We start from the raw sequence: 16,177 nt of genomic DNA on the forward strand, positions 1-16,177 counted from the left end.
ATACCTGCTAGGTTTTCAAAACCTAGCAGGTCTTTTTTTGTCTGAATCAGAATTCACAGAATTTTCAGAATTAGCAGAATTAAAAACATAATTTTTTATTCTTTTAATTTTCTTGTCTTTTTAATTCTGAAAATTCTGATTCAGACAAACTGTTGTCTTTTTAAAAGAAACTCGCCGTACTCGCGTTAAGTTAGCATATTCCCATAGTGTTTTTTTATGTGGCGTTTCACGAGTTTGGTGAAGAGTAATAACTTGTTTATTATAAATTTTTTCACACTCTACTTGTTGCGCGTTTATTTGTGCATAAGATAAAATTCCATGTGCTAAAATAGAAGAAAGATTTTTAATATCCGTTATATAATAAAAACCTGTATCAGGTGGATTTGGCATCATCTTTCCCTTTCATGTTTTTACGCTTTCATCGATAAATACTGATAATAAATACAGTACAGTATTTTATGCAGATAAGTCTTTAAAAAATCCGTGCGGGAACGCCTGCTACTCGGGTGTAAGCAGGAACAGCACGAGTAACCACTGCACCCGCCGCAATTAACGCCTGCTCTCCAATCTCAACACCCTGTAAAACCGTTGTCCCCGCGCCAATATGTGCGCCTGTGCCCACTTTACAGCCGCCACACAACACGGCACCCGTTGCAATATGACAATGGTCAGCAATCACACAATCATGCTCGATAACCGTGCGGGTATTGATTAAGACATTATTACCAATTTGAGCATAAGGATTGATAACCGCGCCTGCCATGACTTGGCAACCTTCGCCAAGTATTACACTTGCACTGATAATGCTTTGTGGATGAATAACAGAAAGGAAGGAATAACCCAAAGATTGAAAATGCTGAAAAATATCAGTACGTCGTATGGTGGTTTTAACAGAGCCTAAACCATTTACTAAACGCACGGCAGTTGCTGGATACTGTAAAACCTGTAAATCATCCCCTAAGACTTTTAACCCCAAAGCACAGATAGCTTGTGGTTGGGTATCAGTCACCCCTAAAATAGGCTGTTGAATTTGTTTTAAAATATCCAGCAAAACACCAGCATGTCCTCCTGCACCTAAAATAATGCAAGGTAAAGACATTAAATTAGCTCATCCGCGAGATAATCCCGTTCTGCGGTCTTATGTAACCAATTCCAATAAAATAAGGGGGATACCCCCGTACCTGGGCGTTTTACGGTCAAATTTTCCGCTGTAAAAGCTTCACCGCGTTTAATGGCTCGTGCTGCCGTTAAACTCTTACGCGCAACATCACGATTAGCTTGTTCCATTGCACTCGGTTTTTTAATGCTATGTCCAAATGCCTGCTCGATTTGTCGAATGCCTTGCACCATCGCTTTTAATTCAGCAGGTTCTAATGAGGCACGATGGTCGGGTCCCGCTAAATGACGGTCTAGGGTAAAGTGTTTCTCGATAACACACGCCCCACGTGCAACCGCCGCCAGCGGAATCGCAATCCCCTCAGTATGGTCAGATAAACCGACAGGTAAACCAAAAGCCGCCTGTAACGTATCCATCGCGTACAAATTCACCTGATTCACAGGCGCAGGATACTCCGTTGTACAATGCAATAACGTGACTTTTTCCTGTAATGCCGCTTGTCCAATAGGTGACTGATAAACCTGTACAAAACGGGTTAAACTCGGCTCGACCTGCGGTGGTTGCGTATAGCCAAAGGCTAAAACACTTAATGCTGTCTCAATATCGCCTAAAGTTGACATCCCCGTCGACAAAATCACAGGGCACTGTGTCCTTGCTGCCTTTAACAATAACGGGGCATTAGTAATTTCACCCGAAGCCATTTTTAAACAAGAAATTTGCAAGCGATTTACCAATAAATCAACACTTTCCTCATCAAACGGTGTGGACAAAAAAGTAATACCTTGTTGCTGACAATGTTGCATTAATTGCAAATGGTCGGCTTCACTCAACTCTAATTTTTTAATCATCGCAAATTGCGATTCTGCCGCGTCCGTTGTTTCCTGCTGATATATCGCTTTAGGCGCGGATTGGGTCACAATTTTTTCTGCTTTAAACGTCTGAAACTTCACTGCATCCGCACCCGCATCAACAGCGACATCTATCAAACGCAACGCCATATCGAGCGAACCGTTATGATTAACGCCCGCTTCCGCAATAATATAAGTGGATTTATTCATCTTGAGCAAAGAACTCGATTTTTGCACGCTCTAAATCTGCCATTTGTCCAATATCAATCCAATACTCACGAATTGGAAAAACGACGGTTTCCCGTTTTTCAGTTAATGCCTGCTCGAATAAGGTTGGCATATCGAAAAACGTTTCCTTGGGTATAAGGCTTAATAGGTTAGGTTGTAATACGTAAATGCCCGCATTGACAAAAAAACGCTGAATGGGCTTTTCCTGAATGCCTAAAATACGATGATTATCAATCTGCACAACCCCATACGGCACTTGAAAATCATACTCCCGCACGCACATTGTCGCCGCCGCTTGATGCTCTACATGAAAATCTAATAAATGCCGATAATCGACTTTTGTTAATAAATCTCCATTCATCACGATTAATGGTTCTGTTGGTACATCAGGCAATAAAGTTAATGCCCCCGCTGTTCCTAAACGTTCTTTTTCATGCAAATATCGAATATTCACATCAAAAGCCGAACCATCGCCAAAATACGCTTCAATCATTTCCGCTTTATAATTGACGGATAAATAAAAATGAGTAAATCCTTGCTCACGAAAACTTTCAATAATCGTCTGTAAAACGGGCTTATTCCCGACTTTTAACAAAGGTTTTGGACAATGTTCTGTTAACGGACGCAAGCGCGTTCCTAAACCGCCCGCCATTAAAACCACCCAATTTTGACGCTCACCTGATTGAATTAATTCATCTAAAACGGCGAGATTAACAACGATACCTTGCGGATTAAGCAAAGGAATATGATGTCGTCGCGTGCGTTTCATCACATTTAAAATATGCGCGGTACTCGTGCTATCGCGTAACACGGTCGGTGCAGTATTCATAATTGATTGCACGGCTGATTCTAGCGACAACCCTTTTAAAATAGCGCGACGCACATCGCCATCCGTCACTGTTCCTAATAATTTTCTTTGAGCATCAACAATTAATGCAATTTGTAACGCACTATTATCTAATGCCTGAATGGTCTCACGAATGCTTGCTGTTGGAGAAACAAGGGTTTTTTGCCAGTCTTTCATATAAGAATTCATTTTCAATTAAGATTGTTTATCTTACAGACATGATGACTTAACTTACAACACAGGCACCACCGCCTGTGGAAACACATAAGGCGCAGGATATAACACCCCTTGAAAATACAAACCACTTGCGGGCGCGGTCACACCGCCAGCGGTACGGTCACGCGCTTCTAAAACTGCTTTTGCCCACTCTGGGGCTTGCTCACCACATCCAATTGTCATCAACACGCCCGCGATGTTGCGCACCATATGATGCAAAAACGCATTGGCAGAGACTTCTATAATCACATAATCCGCTTGGCGTGTAACACTTAAACGGCTAATCGTCCGTACAGGCTGTTTTGCCTGACATCCAACCGCGCGATAGGAGGTAAAATCATGCGTGCCTAATAAAAAATTCCCCGCTGTTTGCATCCGTTCCACATCCAACGCTCGATAATCCCACGCTACTTTATTGATTAACAAGGCTGGGCGCACCATCCGATTTAAAATAATGTAGCGCGAGTACGGCGAGATAATAGATATAAAACAGAGGATTAATGATAAAAGCTGAATAAAAGCGGAATGGAAGAAATAAAAAGTTGTACCCAAAGGAAAAGTAGGAATAATGGAACATCACTAAACGTCCACCTCCACTTTCCAAAGGTACAACCATGGATATGATAACAATCCTGTTCTGCTCAATCGACGACTTTTGTAAATGGTTTATACCCTTATGGGAACAAATGTTGTTAGAAGAAGGAAATCCCAAGAAAAGTCAGCGAGATGGGACAATGTCCCCGTCAGAAGTGATGACCTTACTCGTGTTGTTTCATCAATCTAATCAAACCTGAGTTCGGCGAGTTTCTTTTAAAAAGACAACAGCTTGTCTGAATCAGAATTCACAGAATTTTCAGAATTAGCAGGATTAAAAAGCGTGATTCACCTTAACTTTTTGGTTTGAGGGTTTTAAATCCTGTTAATCCTGAAAATCCTGATTCAGACAATGTTTTAATCTTGTCTGGTGAATCCCGATGAAAAACAAGAGAATAATCTCTGCCAGTCCTTCAAACCTTTTCGCGTGTTCCAACAGACCTGCTAGGTTTTGAAAATCTAGCAGGTCTTTTTTTGTCTGAATCAGAATTAGCAGGATTAAAAATCATGATTCGCATTAATTTCTTGGTTTTAGGTTTTAAATCCTGTTAATCCTGAAAATCCTGATTCAGACACGCTATTAAACTCGCCGAACTTAGGTTCATTAAAACGCTGATAACGCGCACCCATCATGGCATTTAATAAAATGCCTATCGTTGTGCCATTATGCAGTAAGGCGGATAAAATAGGGGAGACAACGCCAGATACCGCGCCAATGGTTAAGCCTGTATTGATTGCTGTAGAAGCATGGAAATGATGGTGAATCAACTTCATTGTCGCTTGGCTTAAGGCTTTTGCATCAACAATGGTGCTTAAATCGTCGTTTAGTAATACTACATCAGCTGTTGCACGGGCTAAATCCGCGCCTTTGGGCATCGCAATACCAACCATTGCTGAAATCAGTGCGGGGGCATCGTTTACCCCATCACCGATAAATGCCACTTTACGCCCTTGCGCATTAAATTGTTTCACTATATTGGCTTTATCTTCTGGCGGGCAATCAGCATAGACGTGGTCAATGCCTAATTCTTTGCCTAATGCTTGTGCTTTGTCGGCTTGGTCTCCTGTAAGCATGATGATTTCTTGTATGCCTAATTGTCGCAAATGTTGTACGACTTGTTTTGCTTCTGGGCGTAAATGGTCACGAAGTGCGACAATGCCCAAGGGATGTCCATCCATAGCGACATATAAGAGGGTTTTGCCTTGTTTTAATAAGTTGTTTATGGTGCGCTTGAAGCGTTTAAAAGAAACTTGTTCATGTTCTTCTAAAAAGTGTCGACTACCAATGGCAACCCGTTGATTGTTGACTTGTGTCGTTAAGCCATGTGCGATGAGATAGTCCACTTCTTCATGTTCTATATGCCCTGTTTTTTCTGCACGGGCAAATTGCACAATTGCATTTGCAATCGGATGGGTTGCGTGTTCTTCAATTGATGCGACAAGGGCTAATAAACGTTCAGGTTGCCAATTTTTGGGAAGAAAGGTTTTTATATCTGTGACTTCTAGTAAACCGCTGGTTAATGTGCCTGTTTTGTCAAAAATAAAAGTGTCTGTATCGGCTAGGTTTTCAATGGCTTGACCGCCACGGAATAATAAGCCTTGCTTTGCGCCGTGATACATCGCGGATTTAATGGCAACAGGTGTACCGAGTTTTAGCGCGCAGGCATAGTCGACTAAAAAGACGGAGGCGAGGCGGTCAATATCGCGGGTGAGTAGATAAACAACGATACCTAACCCTAACGTGATATAAATACGTTTGTTTGCAAGGTCTTCCGCAAGACATTGGGTTTTAGATTGTTGTTGTAGTGAGGCTTCGATAAAGTGGGCTATGCGGGCGGTCGTGGTATCTGCACCAACACGGGTAACGTGAATGCGTAAACGTCCTTCTTCAATGACCGTGCCAGAAAGCACTTTATCTCCGATTTCTTTGCGAACGGGTAGTGATTCTCCTGTGACAGAGGCTTGATTTACTGCTGCATTTCCGCCAATCACTTTACCATCAATGGCAATCATGTCACCTGTACCAACTTCGATGCAGTCACCAACAATTAACTCATTGCAATCTATTTGGATTAATGCACCATCGCGTTCTACCCATGCTTGTGTCGGTAAGGGTTTTAAGAGGTAGCGTAGTAGTGCGTCGCTGTGTTTTGTGGTTTTATGTTCTAAATATTCGCCTAAATTAAGCAGGGTTTGGGTTGCTATCGCGGTGAAGTATTCGCCACGGCTCGCAGCAAGTCCAATCGCAAGACTGTCTAATACTTCTACTTTCATGCCGCGTGTGCATAACACTTCTACACCTTGCCAAACGGTTGGCGCGATAATGGCGTAAGTGAGCCATTGTCGAGCGTTTGGTGTCAATAGTGGCAGACTGAGTAAACTTAAGCCCGCAAAAAAAATGCCCGCAGGGCTGGGGGCAACTTCGTTATATTCCCCTTCAGGCAGTGTCACGCTTACCGCTTGTGCAAATTGTTGTTTAAACCAGCGAAAAATGGCGGTGCGATGTGTTGCTTGTCCATCGTAATGTACAACAACACTACCCGCGATAGGATTTAAGCGGACATTACGCACACCACTTAAGTTGGATAAACTGGCTTCTAAGTGTAAATGGTCAATTTTGCGATTTGCGAGTAGGGCGGATTTAAAGCGCAGGCGTTGTGGGAGTTCGTGGACAAGTTCAATCGACATGGTAGTTCCCGTTTTTTTACCTTGTTATTGTCGCGAGGGTTTGGCGTGTGTGTGGGTGAAGCAGTTAGCACAATAGATTGTGTTTAACTCATGGTTTGCATTAACAGATGGTGAACTATCTCATGCAAAACGGATTAGGTATTTAACGTAGCGGATAAACTTCGTTAAATACCTAACAGGTAAGCGGAGTTATTAGTTGTATTACTTTTGTGATTCTGCTTTGAGTTCTGCTTCAGCATCTTGAAAACGTTCTTTTACTTCTTCAATACCGCCTTGTAGGGTGTTCCAGACTTTTACTAAGGATTTAATCGTATTTTTTTGTAGCGATTCATTAGTGAGTAAGAATGTTAAGGCTGCTCCTGTAATCGCGCCTTTTAAAAAACGTTCGTCACGGAAATTAAAGAAACTGGCAAATGTTTGATTATGTTCTCCTGTGCTTGCAGGTGCTGCGATTGGTTGCGCGTAGGGTATGGGATAACCATAGGGGTAATAAGCTTGTGGGTATGGATGTTGAGGACTGGCTTGGCTTGCTGTTTGAGGGGCAGTTACTTGATGAGGATAGCAAGCGTATAAATGTGCCGGATAACCCGTAGCGTTGTTAGGGTCATAAACAGGAGGGTAGCCATAGCCATGATGATGAGCATAATGGGGGTGAGGATATACAGGAGCTGGTGGGGGGGCAGGGGGTAAGAATGCTTGTTGCTGTGGTTGTACAGGTTGCGCAACGGGTGGGCATTGATAAGGTGAGGTGGCGTAAGGATAAGGTGGCGTTGGCATTTGTCCATAGCCATAAGGTGGTATTGCAGTTTGGGCTTGGACAGGGGCTTGTTGTGGTGTGACAGGTGGTGGCACTGCACCTGTGTTCATCGTAATTTGTGGATTTGGTGGTGTTTGTTGATTATCCATAATGATGCACCTTTGATTGTGAGTAAGATTGGTAGATAACCTAATAGGGTGTTGTGAATTAGGAATTATCTTGATTTAAGGTATATATCAGCGCAGTACCCGCTACAAACATGGTTGCAACGGTTGCAAGGTTAGAATGATTCGGGCTGATGTTTTGCCCAATGGCAGTAACAACGGCTGTTGCTAAACCTGTTGCAACACCTGCTTTAATAATGCTCCCAATAGGATTTGCACGTGCTTCTGGCGTTTTACGTAATTGCGTAGCAGTTGCTGCCGTACTACCTATCATCACGCCTAAGAGTGCGTTATGTAATAAAGTGGTGGTTTGCGGACTAAGGGGATAGTAATTTGCGGGAACAGGGTAATATAGGGGATGACTCATAGTGCTTTATCCTCTGAGGTTGCAGATGGGAGGGGATGCAGTAAACCGATTTCGACTAATAAGGAGGGGACATCATTGGCAGAGGCTTGTAATAAACGTTCCCACCAAGCTGATTGAATTTGGTAGGGGTCATAAGTGATAAGCAATGAAGCGGCGGGTTTATTAATCCGTAGCTCAATAATTCCCGGTAAAGTTGCTAACTTTGCTTTAAACAAACTATCAGAAATATGCGGTAATACAGTCAAGAGACTGGGTAGTAGCCGTAAGCGTAACCGCCCTTGAACATGGTGAACGATTTGTAAGTGCGGTAAAACAATCGGTAACCATTGCCAGTCTGGTGGCTGTATTGGTTGAGACATCATTAGAAATATAAACCCTCATTTATTGTTTATTTTTAGAGGAACGCTTTTGCCAAAGAAAGCATAGAGGTTTCAAGGCTTTTCTTTACAACAGCACTGAATAAGGCATTACCCAATAAAGCCCCTGTGTGGTTGACTGCACTCCGTTGTGACATTGCGGTAGTCAGCCCACTTTCTAAACAGCCAACTTTATGAAGCTGATATAAAATATCATCGCCTGTTAAACAGGTTACGTCGTAATGGACTAACAAACTGCCCGTTTTAGGGTTGATTTGACAGCTTTCTACGCCTTTAAGTTGTAACAATAACTCGGATAGTTCCGTAGATTGACAAGTTGCATGTCGTAACCTATCTGTCCGTACCCGTAGCCGTCCCGGTATGTGGTGAATATAAGCACCCATGATGAGCCTCCGCATGAAGTAAAGAACACACACAAAAAATCATTGTTCTTTCAGTATGAATTAGATTCTAAATGTGTTTATTTGCAAATGCAAGTGAGAATCATTATTATTAAAATAGTAAGTACACTTAAATTTTTTAAGGTAAAACACATCATGTTAATGAACACACAGATGCAATCACGGAGTTATCCCTTAAACCTTGCAACTGAAAATGAGTTGTTAAGCGTTATGGGTATAAAAGCAGATAAGCAGATACAAGCCCGTTTAGCCGCAATGGGAATTGTGGAAGGGGCTATTTTGCAAGTCGTTAATCGCCAAGCAGCAAATGGCGGTTTAGTGGTACGGTGCGGCGAAACGCGCTGGGCACTGGATAAAAGTGTGTCCTATCGGATTTTTGTAATCCCTGCAACACGAGAAGAAAATTAGGAGTTACAACAGCATGATGCGTTTGAATGAATTACAAATCGGTCAAGATGGAATTGTGAAAGGGTTTGATAAAAGCCAACCTGGTTATCGACAAAAATTATTAGCCATGGGTCTAACACCTGGAACATTGTTCACAGTGACTCGTTACGCCCCCATTGGCGACCCGATAGAGATTCGAGTACGCGGGTTTGCGTTGAGCTTACGTAAAGATGAAGCAAATGTCATTTTAGTTGAGAGGGGGCATAATGGCTGAATGGACAGTGGGCGTTATTGGTAATCCAAACTGTGGAAAAACCACCCTTTTTAATGCATTAACAGGGTCAAAACAACGAGTTGGTAACTGGCCGGGAGTCACCGTAGAACGGAAAACAGGCTATTATCAGTATGCAGAACAAAATATTGAATTAGTTGACTTACCGGGTATTTATTCTATCGATACAACACCAGGACATACTTCTTTAGATGAAGCAGTTGCCCAAGAATACGCACTCTCAGGCGAAGCTGATTTAATCATCAATATTCTGGATGCCTCTAATTTAGAACGTAATTTATACCTAACAACACAACTGTTAGAGATGCAAGTCCCTTTATTAGTTGTGCTGAATATGATGGATATGTTGGCAGAGCGGGGCACTGAAATTGATTTAGACAAATTATCTGAACAGTTAGGCGTTCCCGTAATTCCCGTTACGGCTTCTAAAAATCAAGGGTTAGACTTACTCAAGCAACAAATTAATGAATATTGTGCACGCAAACAACTGCCTAAGAATCAACCCAGTTATCCGTCTGTTTTAGAAACAGCCTTACAAACGATTATCCCCCAAGTCAAGGAAATACTTCCCGCAGAGCATCAACCTTATCACCATTGGTTTAGTTTAAAACTCTTAGAAAATCTTGAAACCATTAGCCAGCCATTACCCGCAACACTCAGACAGTTAATTGAAGAACAACAAATCTTAGTACGTGAAAACTTAGACGAAGATATCGATATTATTATCGCAGATGCTCGCTATAGTTTTATCAATACAGTCAATGAAGTAGCTGTAAAAAAAACGCATCAAGTAACCCGCTCACTCTCTGACAAAATTGACAGTGTGGTGCTCAATCGAGTTTTAGGAATCCCCATTTTTTTAGGGATTATGTACCTCATGTTTTTATTTACCGTCAATATCGGCGGTGCATTTATTGACTTCTTCGATATCTTATTCGGGACGGTTTTCGTCGACGGCTTCAGTCATTTACTCAGTCATTATGGCGTTACAGATTGGATTGTTACCTTAATCGCTAATGGTATCGGCGGTGGCGTGCAAGTTGTTGCAACCTTTATTCCTGTGATTGCCTTCCTTTTTCTCTTTCTCTCTATTCTTGAAGATTCTGGCTACATGGCACGTGCGGCGTTTGTCATGGATAGATTTATGCGCTTTATTGGCTTACCTGGTAAATCTTTCGTGCCAATGATTGTTGGTTTTGGCTGTAACGTCCCCGCCATCATGGCATCCCGTACCTTAGAACACCGACGCGACCGCTACTTAACCATCCTAATGAACCCCTTCATGTCTTGTGGCGCACGCTTACCTGTTTATGCCCTATTTGCCGCTGCTTTTTTTCCTGTGGGAGGACAAAACGTTGTTTTTAGTCTTTATTTAATCGGCATTCTCGTTGCGGTGCTGACAGGATTACTCATGAAGCACACCCTATTTAAAGGTGAAGCGGGTTATTTCGTCATGGAATTACCCCCTTACCATCTACCAACCTTAAAAAATATTTTCCTGCATACATGGGAACGTTTAAAAGGCTTTGTGGTACGGGCGGGGCGCGTTATTGTGCCTATGGTTATCGTCATTAATTTTTTAAATTCATGGGGACTTGATGGCTCATTTGGCAAAGATAACACCAATCAATCTGTCCTCAGCGAAATTGGACGCACACTAACCCCAGCCTTTAAACCGATGGGTATTCAAGAAGATAACTGGCCAGCTGTCGTCGGTATCTTTACAGGCGTTTTAGCAAAAGAAGTGGTTGTCGGCACATTAGATGCGATTTATAGCCAACAAGCGCAACAATCCGCCAGTACAGACGCGACCGAAGATAATTTTAATTTATGGGAAGGCGTACAAAGTGCGTTTGCCAGCGTACCTGAAAACTTAACCGCTGTTTTTAGCAACCTACTTGACCCGCTAGGCTTTCAATCCGCAGAACAAGATAGCCAAGAAACCAATGGCAACACCTTTACCGAAATGCATCACCATTTTGATGGACAAATTGGGGCTTATGCATTCTTACTTTTTATTCTGATGTATTTCCCTTGCACAGCCGCAACGGCAACCATTTATCGTGAAACCAGTGCAGGCTATGCCGCATTTGTAGCGACATGGACAACCAGTGTTGCCTACTTCTCGGCAACCTTGTTTTATCAAGTTGCAACCTTCGCCGCCCACCCCTTACAAAGCATTTTATGGGTTGGCATTCTCTGCAGTTTATTAACGGTTGTTATTTTTGCTTTCTATTTGCTCGGACAAAAACGTGAGCAAGCATTAACGCTGACGAGAGCAGAACAAACCGTATAACTATCTCAACAACGGGAGTACTCAATCATGTTGTATAACATTCATCATGTGATAGAAAACGCTCTCATCGTTTCCATATTTAAGCGTTTAGGCTTATGGTTATCGTTGATAGTCATGTTATCCACCGTGTTTGGGTACGCCCGTATTGCGAATAATATTCGCGAACGCAGTTTGCAACATCTACAACACTACACCCAGCAACAAGTACAACTGCAAGAACAATCACTTGCTGAATTAATGTCCTATTTACGTATCACCCAACAACGTTTAAGCCACGATTTAACCTTACCATTAGATATCAATTACTTTTGCCAATACTTGAATACAAATATTCCTGTACAAGCCCAACAACAGCCATTAATGGGCATTTATCTTTATACTGCCCAACAAACACAAACCTTATTTTGGCAACCACAAGGCACTTGCCAATTACGCCCATTACCTGCCCATTTACAAGCCATTAGCATTCAATCTGAACCTATTTCATGGCAACTTTTAAATAAAAAAGAAATTGCTGCTATTTTACCGATAGAAAATCCGCATCATCCTTTTACACTGATTGCGACTTTAGATGTCCATCACTTATTAATGGCAGACAATCGCTTAAGTCCGTATGAAGTGACACCACAACTGTATAACGCACGCGGTGAACTGCTTGACAGTGAGGCAACGACAACAACACGTTGGCACATTAGCCCAAGCATTCAAACAGGTATTTATTGGGATGTTTTACATAAAAATCATGTTGCTGTTGCCTACTTACCGACATTAAATAGCTATTTAGCATTATCACTGTCTAAAACAGTCGTCGGTACAATGGCGTGGGAAACAGCGCAACTCTTTATTCTCTTTGGCTTACTTATGCTGACGGCTGTTTTTATCCTATTATATTTCTCCCTCACGCAACAAGTTGCAAAACCCTTGCATCATATGATTTTAGCGATAAAACGCTTAGAACAGCATGATTTTACAATTCGCTTAAAAATGAAACGTCAAGACGAACTGGGCATGTTAGCAAAATCATTTGACCGCATGGTGCGCCGTCTTGCGACCGATGAACAACAGTTACAAGCCTATGCTCGCCAACTGGAATCCGCAAAAGAATCTTTAGAATGCAAAGTGCATGAACGAACACTCGCCTTAGAATCTGCAAACCGCGAAATTCAACAATTAAATCACTGCTTACAAGTAGAAAATCAGCGCATGAGTGCAGAATTAGCCGTTACACATCGCTTACAACAAATGGTTTTACCTAAATTACATGAATTAAAAGACATTCACGAATTAGACATTGCCGTATTTATGGAACCTGCGGACGAAGTCGGTGGCGATTATTACGACGTTTTATCACATAACGGCTCTGTCAAAATTGGCATTGGCGATGTGACAGGACACGGCTTAGAAAGCGGTGTTTTAATGCTGATGGTACAAACCGCCGTGAGAACCTTACAAGCGAATAATGTCACTGACCCTACTCAATTTTTTACCGCATTGAATCATACGATTTACGCGAACATCCAACGCATGAATAGCGATAAAACCCTCACATTATCATTACTGGATTATCAAGATGGCAATGTCCGTTTAAGTGGGCAACATGAATACGTGTTATGGGTGAATCAAAATGGTCAAGTGGATTTAATTGATACCCAACAACTAGGCTTTATTGTCGGCATCGAGCCTGAAATTTCTCAATGGATAAACTTTAAAGAACTTTTTTTGCAGACTGGCGAGGGTTTGGTACTTTATACCGACGGTATTACAGAAGCGACCAATCCCAAACGGGAACTATATGGCTTAAAACGCTTGTGCGATGTAGTAAGCCGCCACTGGCATTTAGCAACTGCACAAATTCAACAAGCAGTTATTAATGATGTTCGCCAACATATTGGCGTTGGGAGAGCCTTAGACGACATCACGCTTGTTGTTATGAAACGCATACCGCGCCCCTCACGCCTGCCACTTTATACTGAAACTGAAGATAACTTATGCGATATTATCGCCTAGGGGGTCAAATGACATTAACCACACTAAAAAGTTATTTAATACAGCATCATCAGGCAACATTGATAGATTTAGCCCATCATTTCAACCGTGACCCAGAAACCGTTAAAGCAGCTTTAGAACATTGGGTACAAAAAGGAAAAGTGAAACACAATACACTAGAGGCTTGCCAAAAAAGTTGCTGCAAAAATGCAGGGTTAGATGTATATGAATGGCTGGATGCTTAAAGTATGTGAGTTCGGCGAGTTTCTTTTAAAAAGACAACAGCTTGAATGTTGTAGGGTGGAATAGCGAAGCGTATTCCACCTTGAAATTCTGCAAAAACTGAGCAAAAACAGATTATAAATCGCATGGTGGAATACGCTTCGCTATTCCACCCTACATTTTTTAGTTGAAAAATTCTAACAGGTTTTTGCCACTCGCCGAACTCGCGTTATTAAAAAACAGCTTGTCTGAATCAGAACTAACAGGATTTAAACCATTTAAACCAATAAATTAATGGGAATCACGCTTTTTAATTCTGCTAATTCTGAAAATTCTGTGAATTCTGATTCAGACAAAAAAAGACCTGCTAGGTTTTAAAAACCTAACAGGTCTTTTTTATCATCCCTTTTGATTCATCGCCTGCAACTGCATATTCGTTTGAATCGTATGAAAAAATATACCAATACTAGGCATTATTTGCTCTAAAAACTCAAGTTGTAACTCATTAAATTCAACCGTTGTACCTAAGGCAATAATACCTTTTAGTTGTTTTTCATAAAAAAAAGGGATTGCAAGAAAATAATTAGGCATAGCATTGCGTAACTCTTCCGCAATAAATTCATCTATTTTCATCGGTTGACTCAAAAAAATTAATTTTTGCTCTAAGCCAACTTGTCCGATTAATCCCTCACCTAAATTAACCATGCTTCCCAATTGTTGACGAATTAAAATGCCTTCGCTCGCAATGAGTTTAAATGTTGGCGGTTTTTGAAAAGTATTTATGTAAAATAAACCTGATTGTATATCTAGGTAATGTAAGAAAAATTGCAAAATATGTCTGGCGGCGATGGTTTCATTTTGCAAACCAATTAACAAGTTTTGTAATTGTGTTTGTCCTGTTTTTAACCAATCCTGTTTAATCAACATTCGATTGGTTTTCTGTGATTCTTGCATTAATTCATGATTTTTTTGTAGTTGCTCATGATTTTTACGCAATTGTTGGTTAAAGACATCCGCTAATACGCGAAGCTCACGAATGCCTTCAGGTTTTAAGGCAAAATTGCTGGATTTATTATCATGTTGTTTTAGCGTGGTAATGTAATCAGCAATCGGTAAACTGATTTGCTTCCAAAAAATGAAGAGTAGAATTAAAACACTTGCAGGAATTAATACTGCACTGACAACCAGTGAAATAACTGCGCGTTCTACTTTAACCTGAGCTTGTGTAATATTTTGCGCAACACGTTGATTAATAAAGAGCTGAAAGCGTCGTATCGGCTCAATGGTTTTTTGCTCTAAAAAGGTATATTGATTGCTAAATAATAAAATTCTGGCAATGTGCAGTTTTTCGCTGGGTTCTGCAAGTTGCTCGCCTTCCGTAAGGGGATAATTGCTAATTTCCTCAGGTACGCCTGCAGTTGGAATGTTTAGCCCCGCTAAAACAAGGCGCATAGCATGTATATCTTCTGTTTGTAATAAATGTAAGTTGCTTTGTACTTTATTTAATAATTCCAATTCTTCGGTGTTATTTGCCCATGTTTTAATATTACCTAGAATATTTTCTCGAGTTTGGGTAAAAAAGGTTTCTTCATAATAATTTTGTAGATGTTGTATATCGTAGGTAATAATAAATTTACGCGCTTCATTGATGAGATAGTCTGTCGTATTAATAAAGTCGACTGTAAGTTGTTTAAAACGGGTTTGCTGTTGTAAGGTATGCTCTTTCTCTTGTAGCGTTTGCTGCATGTATAGTACGCTGCTTGATAATAAAATAACCATGAATCCTAATAAGATAAGTGCGCTTATATTGAGAGTTGAAAGGCGAATATTCATCATAGTGTGTGCTTATCCTAAATACAGGCTAAAAAATTGTTTTTAACTTTCATAACGAACCATAGTTTAATTGTATGTCCGACCTTGCAAGATTAAGTTTTTCATTAGAGCCATCTTTAGTCGATAAATTAGAATTATTAGTGAGTCAGGGTGATTACAGTAATCGTTCTGAATATATTCGCGATATGATTCGCGCAAAGATTGTCGAACAGGCATGGGAAGCGGATGAGGAGGCAATTGGAACAATTACTTTGGTCTATAACCATCATTCGCGGTTACTCAATGAAAAATTGACCGATTTACAACATGATTATCATCCTATGATTTTAGCAACAACCCATGTGCATTTAGACGCGCATTTGTGTGCAGAAATGATTATGGTGCGTGGACATGCGGGCGATATTCGTAAATTAAGTAATTTATTACAACAACCCAAAGGGGTTTTACACGCTACGTTATCGATGACCTCTACAGGTAAGCAATTATTGTGACTATTTAACATTGGGGATAGTGCTAAATAAGTCGGGTTTTAGTCGTTAATCTTAAGACTTTTGTCT

At 41.0% G+C, this 16,177-nt stretch carries 18 protein-coding genes; 7 read left to right on the forward strand and 11 right to left on the reverse strand.

Annotation, left to right across the window (positions count from 1 at the left end; all coding sequences use genetic code 11):
* Nucleotides 1–120: 120 nt before the first annotated feature.
* The 5 genes from BEGALDRAFT_RS00220 to BEGALDRAFT_RS00240 form a co-directional block, all read right to left on the reverse strand.
* Nucleotides 121–393 carry a DarT ssDNA thymidine ADP-ribosyltransferase family protein gene (locus tag BEGALDRAFT_RS00220; protein ID WP_002682475.1) on the reverse strand — a complete coding sequence of 91 codons (273 nt, stop codon included), beginning with the start codon at nt 391–393 and terminating at the stop codon, nt 121–123.
* A gap of 79 nt (nt 394–472) precedes the next feature.
* A complete protein-coding gene (locus BEGALDRAFT_RS00225; protein ID WP_002682476.1) occupies nt 473–1,099 on the reverse strand; it encodes an acetyltransferase in 627 nt (208 codons plus the stop codon).
* On the reverse strand, nt 1,099–2,175 hold the full coding sequence (gene neuB, locus BEGALDRAFT_RS00230) for an N-acetylneuraminate synthase (protein WP_002682477.1): 1,077 nt from the start codon (nt 2,173–2,175) through the stop codon (nt 1,099–1,101). Before neuB ends, BEGALDRAFT_RS00225 begins: the two co-directional genes overlap by 1 nt.
* Nucleotides 2,168–3,217 (reverse strand): nucleotidyltransferase family protein, encoded by a 1,050-nt coding sequence (locus BEGALDRAFT_RS00235; RefSeq protein ID WP_040294820.1) that lies wholly within the window; start codon nt 3,215–3,217, stop codon nt 2,168–2,170. The genes neuB and BEGALDRAFT_RS00235 overlap by 8 nt, the downstream gene beginning before the upstream one ends.
* A gap of 54 nt (nt 3,218–3,271) precedes the next feature.
* A complete protein-coding gene (locus BEGALDRAFT_RS00240) occupies nt 3,272–3,682 on the reverse strand; it encodes a tRNA pseudouridine synthase A (RefSeq protein ID WP_232281962.1) in 411 nt (136 codons plus the stop codon).
* A 188-nt stretch (nt 3,683–3,870) separates the two neighbouring features.
* Between BEGALDRAFT_RS00240 and BEGALDRAFT_RS00245 the strand changes: the two genes are divergently transcribed.
* Entirely contained in the window at nt 3,871–4,050 is a 180-nt protein-coding gene (locus BEGALDRAFT_RS00245) for an IS982 family transposase (protein ID WP_002682479.1), read from the forward strand.
* Between the two features lie 331 nt (nt 4,051–4,381).
* Here the strand turns inward: BEGALDRAFT_RS00245 and BEGALDRAFT_RS00250 are convergent, their stop codons facing one another.
* The 5 genes from BEGALDRAFT_RS00250 to BEGALDRAFT_RS00275 form a co-directional block, all read right to left on the reverse strand.
* On the reverse strand, nt 4,382–6,538 hold the full coding sequence (locus BEGALDRAFT_RS00250) for a heavy metal translocating P-type ATPase (protein ID WP_002682480.1): 2,157 nt from the start codon (nt 6,536–6,538) through the stop codon (nt 4,382–4,384).
* Between the two features lie 201 nt (nt 6,539–6,739).
* Nucleotides 6,740–7,444, reverse strand: coding sequence for a YtxH domain-containing protein (locus BEGALDRAFT_RS00260; protein ID WP_002682481.1), 705 nt, complete (start codon nt 7,442–7,444; stop codon nt 6,740–6,742).
* A 58-nt stretch (nt 7,445–7,502) separates the two neighbouring features.
* Nucleotides 7,503–7,826 (reverse strand): hypothetical protein, encoded by a 324-nt coding sequence (locus tag BEGALDRAFT_RS00265; RefSeq protein ID WP_002682482.1) that lies wholly within the window; start codon nt 7,824–7,826, stop codon nt 7,503–7,505.
* On the reverse strand, nt 7,823–8,188 hold the full coding sequence (locus BEGALDRAFT_RS00270) for a hypothetical protein (protein ID WP_002682483.1): 366 nt from the start codon (nt 8,186–8,188) through the stop codon (nt 7,823–7,825). Before BEGALDRAFT_RS00270 ends, BEGALDRAFT_RS00265 begins: the two co-directional genes overlap by 4 nt.
* Before the next feature lie 32 nt (nt 8,189–8,220).
* Nucleotides 8,221–8,586: an HMA2 domain-containing protein gene (locus BEGALDRAFT_RS00275; RefSeq protein WP_002682484.1), complete on the reverse strand. Its 366-nt coding sequence runs from the start codon at nt 8,584–8,586 to the stop codon at nt 8,221–8,223.
* 153 nt (nt 8,587–8,739) lie between these two features.
* Between BEGALDRAFT_RS00275 and BEGALDRAFT_RS00280 the strand changes: the two genes are divergently transcribed.
* The 5 genes from BEGALDRAFT_RS00280 to BEGALDRAFT_RS00300 are packed head-to-tail and all read left to right on the forward strand — an operon-like array spanning nt 8,740 to nt 13,810.
* The gene (locus BEGALDRAFT_RS00280; protein WP_002682485.1) at nt 8,740–9,012 is read left to right on the forward strand and encodes a FeoA family protein; all 273 of its coding nucleotides are present in this window, start codon (nt 8,740–8,742) and stop codon (nt 9,010–9,012) included.
* Nucleotides 9,013–9,025: 13 nt separating this feature from the next.
* A complete protein-coding gene (locus BEGALDRAFT_RS00285; RefSeq protein ID WP_002682486.1) occupies nt 9,026–9,265 on the forward strand; it encodes a FeoA family protein in 240 nt (79 codons plus the stop codon).
* Nucleotides 9,258–11,579: a Fe(2+) transporter permease subunit FeoB gene (gene feoB, locus BEGALDRAFT_RS00290; RefSeq protein ID WP_002682488.1), complete on the forward strand. Its 2,322-nt coding sequence runs from the start codon at nt 9,258–9,260 to the stop codon at nt 11,577–11,579. Before BEGALDRAFT_RS00285 ends, feoB begins: the two co-directional genes overlap by 8 nt.
* Before the next feature lie 27 nt (nt 11,580–11,606).
* Nucleotides 11,607–13,586, forward strand: a complete 1,980-nt coding sequence (locus BEGALDRAFT_RS19460) for a PP2C family protein-serine/threonine phosphatase (protein ID WP_002682490.1) — start codon at nt 11,607–11,609, stop codon at nt 13,584–13,586.
* Between the two features lie 8 nt (nt 13,587–13,594).
* The gene (locus BEGALDRAFT_RS00300; RefSeq protein WP_002682492.1) at nt 13,595–13,810 is read left to right on the forward strand and encodes a FeoC-like transcriptional regulator; all 216 of its coding nucleotides are present in this window, start codon (nt 13,595–13,597) and stop codon (nt 13,808–13,810) included.
* Between the two features lie 376 nt (nt 13,811–14,186).
* On the opposite strand, the gene BEGALDRAFT_RS00305 is transcribed toward BEGALDRAFT_RS00300, so the two are convergent.
* On the reverse strand, nt 14,187–15,623 hold the full coding sequence (locus BEGALDRAFT_RS00305) for a GAF domain-containing protein (RefSeq protein ID WP_002682499.1): 1,437 nt from the start codon (nt 15,621–15,623) through the stop codon (nt 14,187–14,189).
* 71 nt (nt 15,624–15,694) lie between these two features.
* Between BEGALDRAFT_RS00305 and nikR the strand changes: the two genes are divergently transcribed.
* Entirely contained in the window at nt 15,695–16,111 is a 417-nt protein-coding gene (nikR, locus tag BEGALDRAFT_RS00310) for a nickel-responsive transcriptional regulator NikR (RefSeq protein ID WP_002682501.1), read from the forward strand.
* Nucleotides 16,112–16,177: the final 66 nt, after the last annotated feature.

This window comes from Beggiatoa alba B18LD (assembly GCF_000245015.1).
Classification (GTDB): Bacteria; Pseudomonadota; Gammaproteobacteria; order Beggiatoales; family Beggiatoaceae; genus Beggiatoa; species Beggiatoa alba.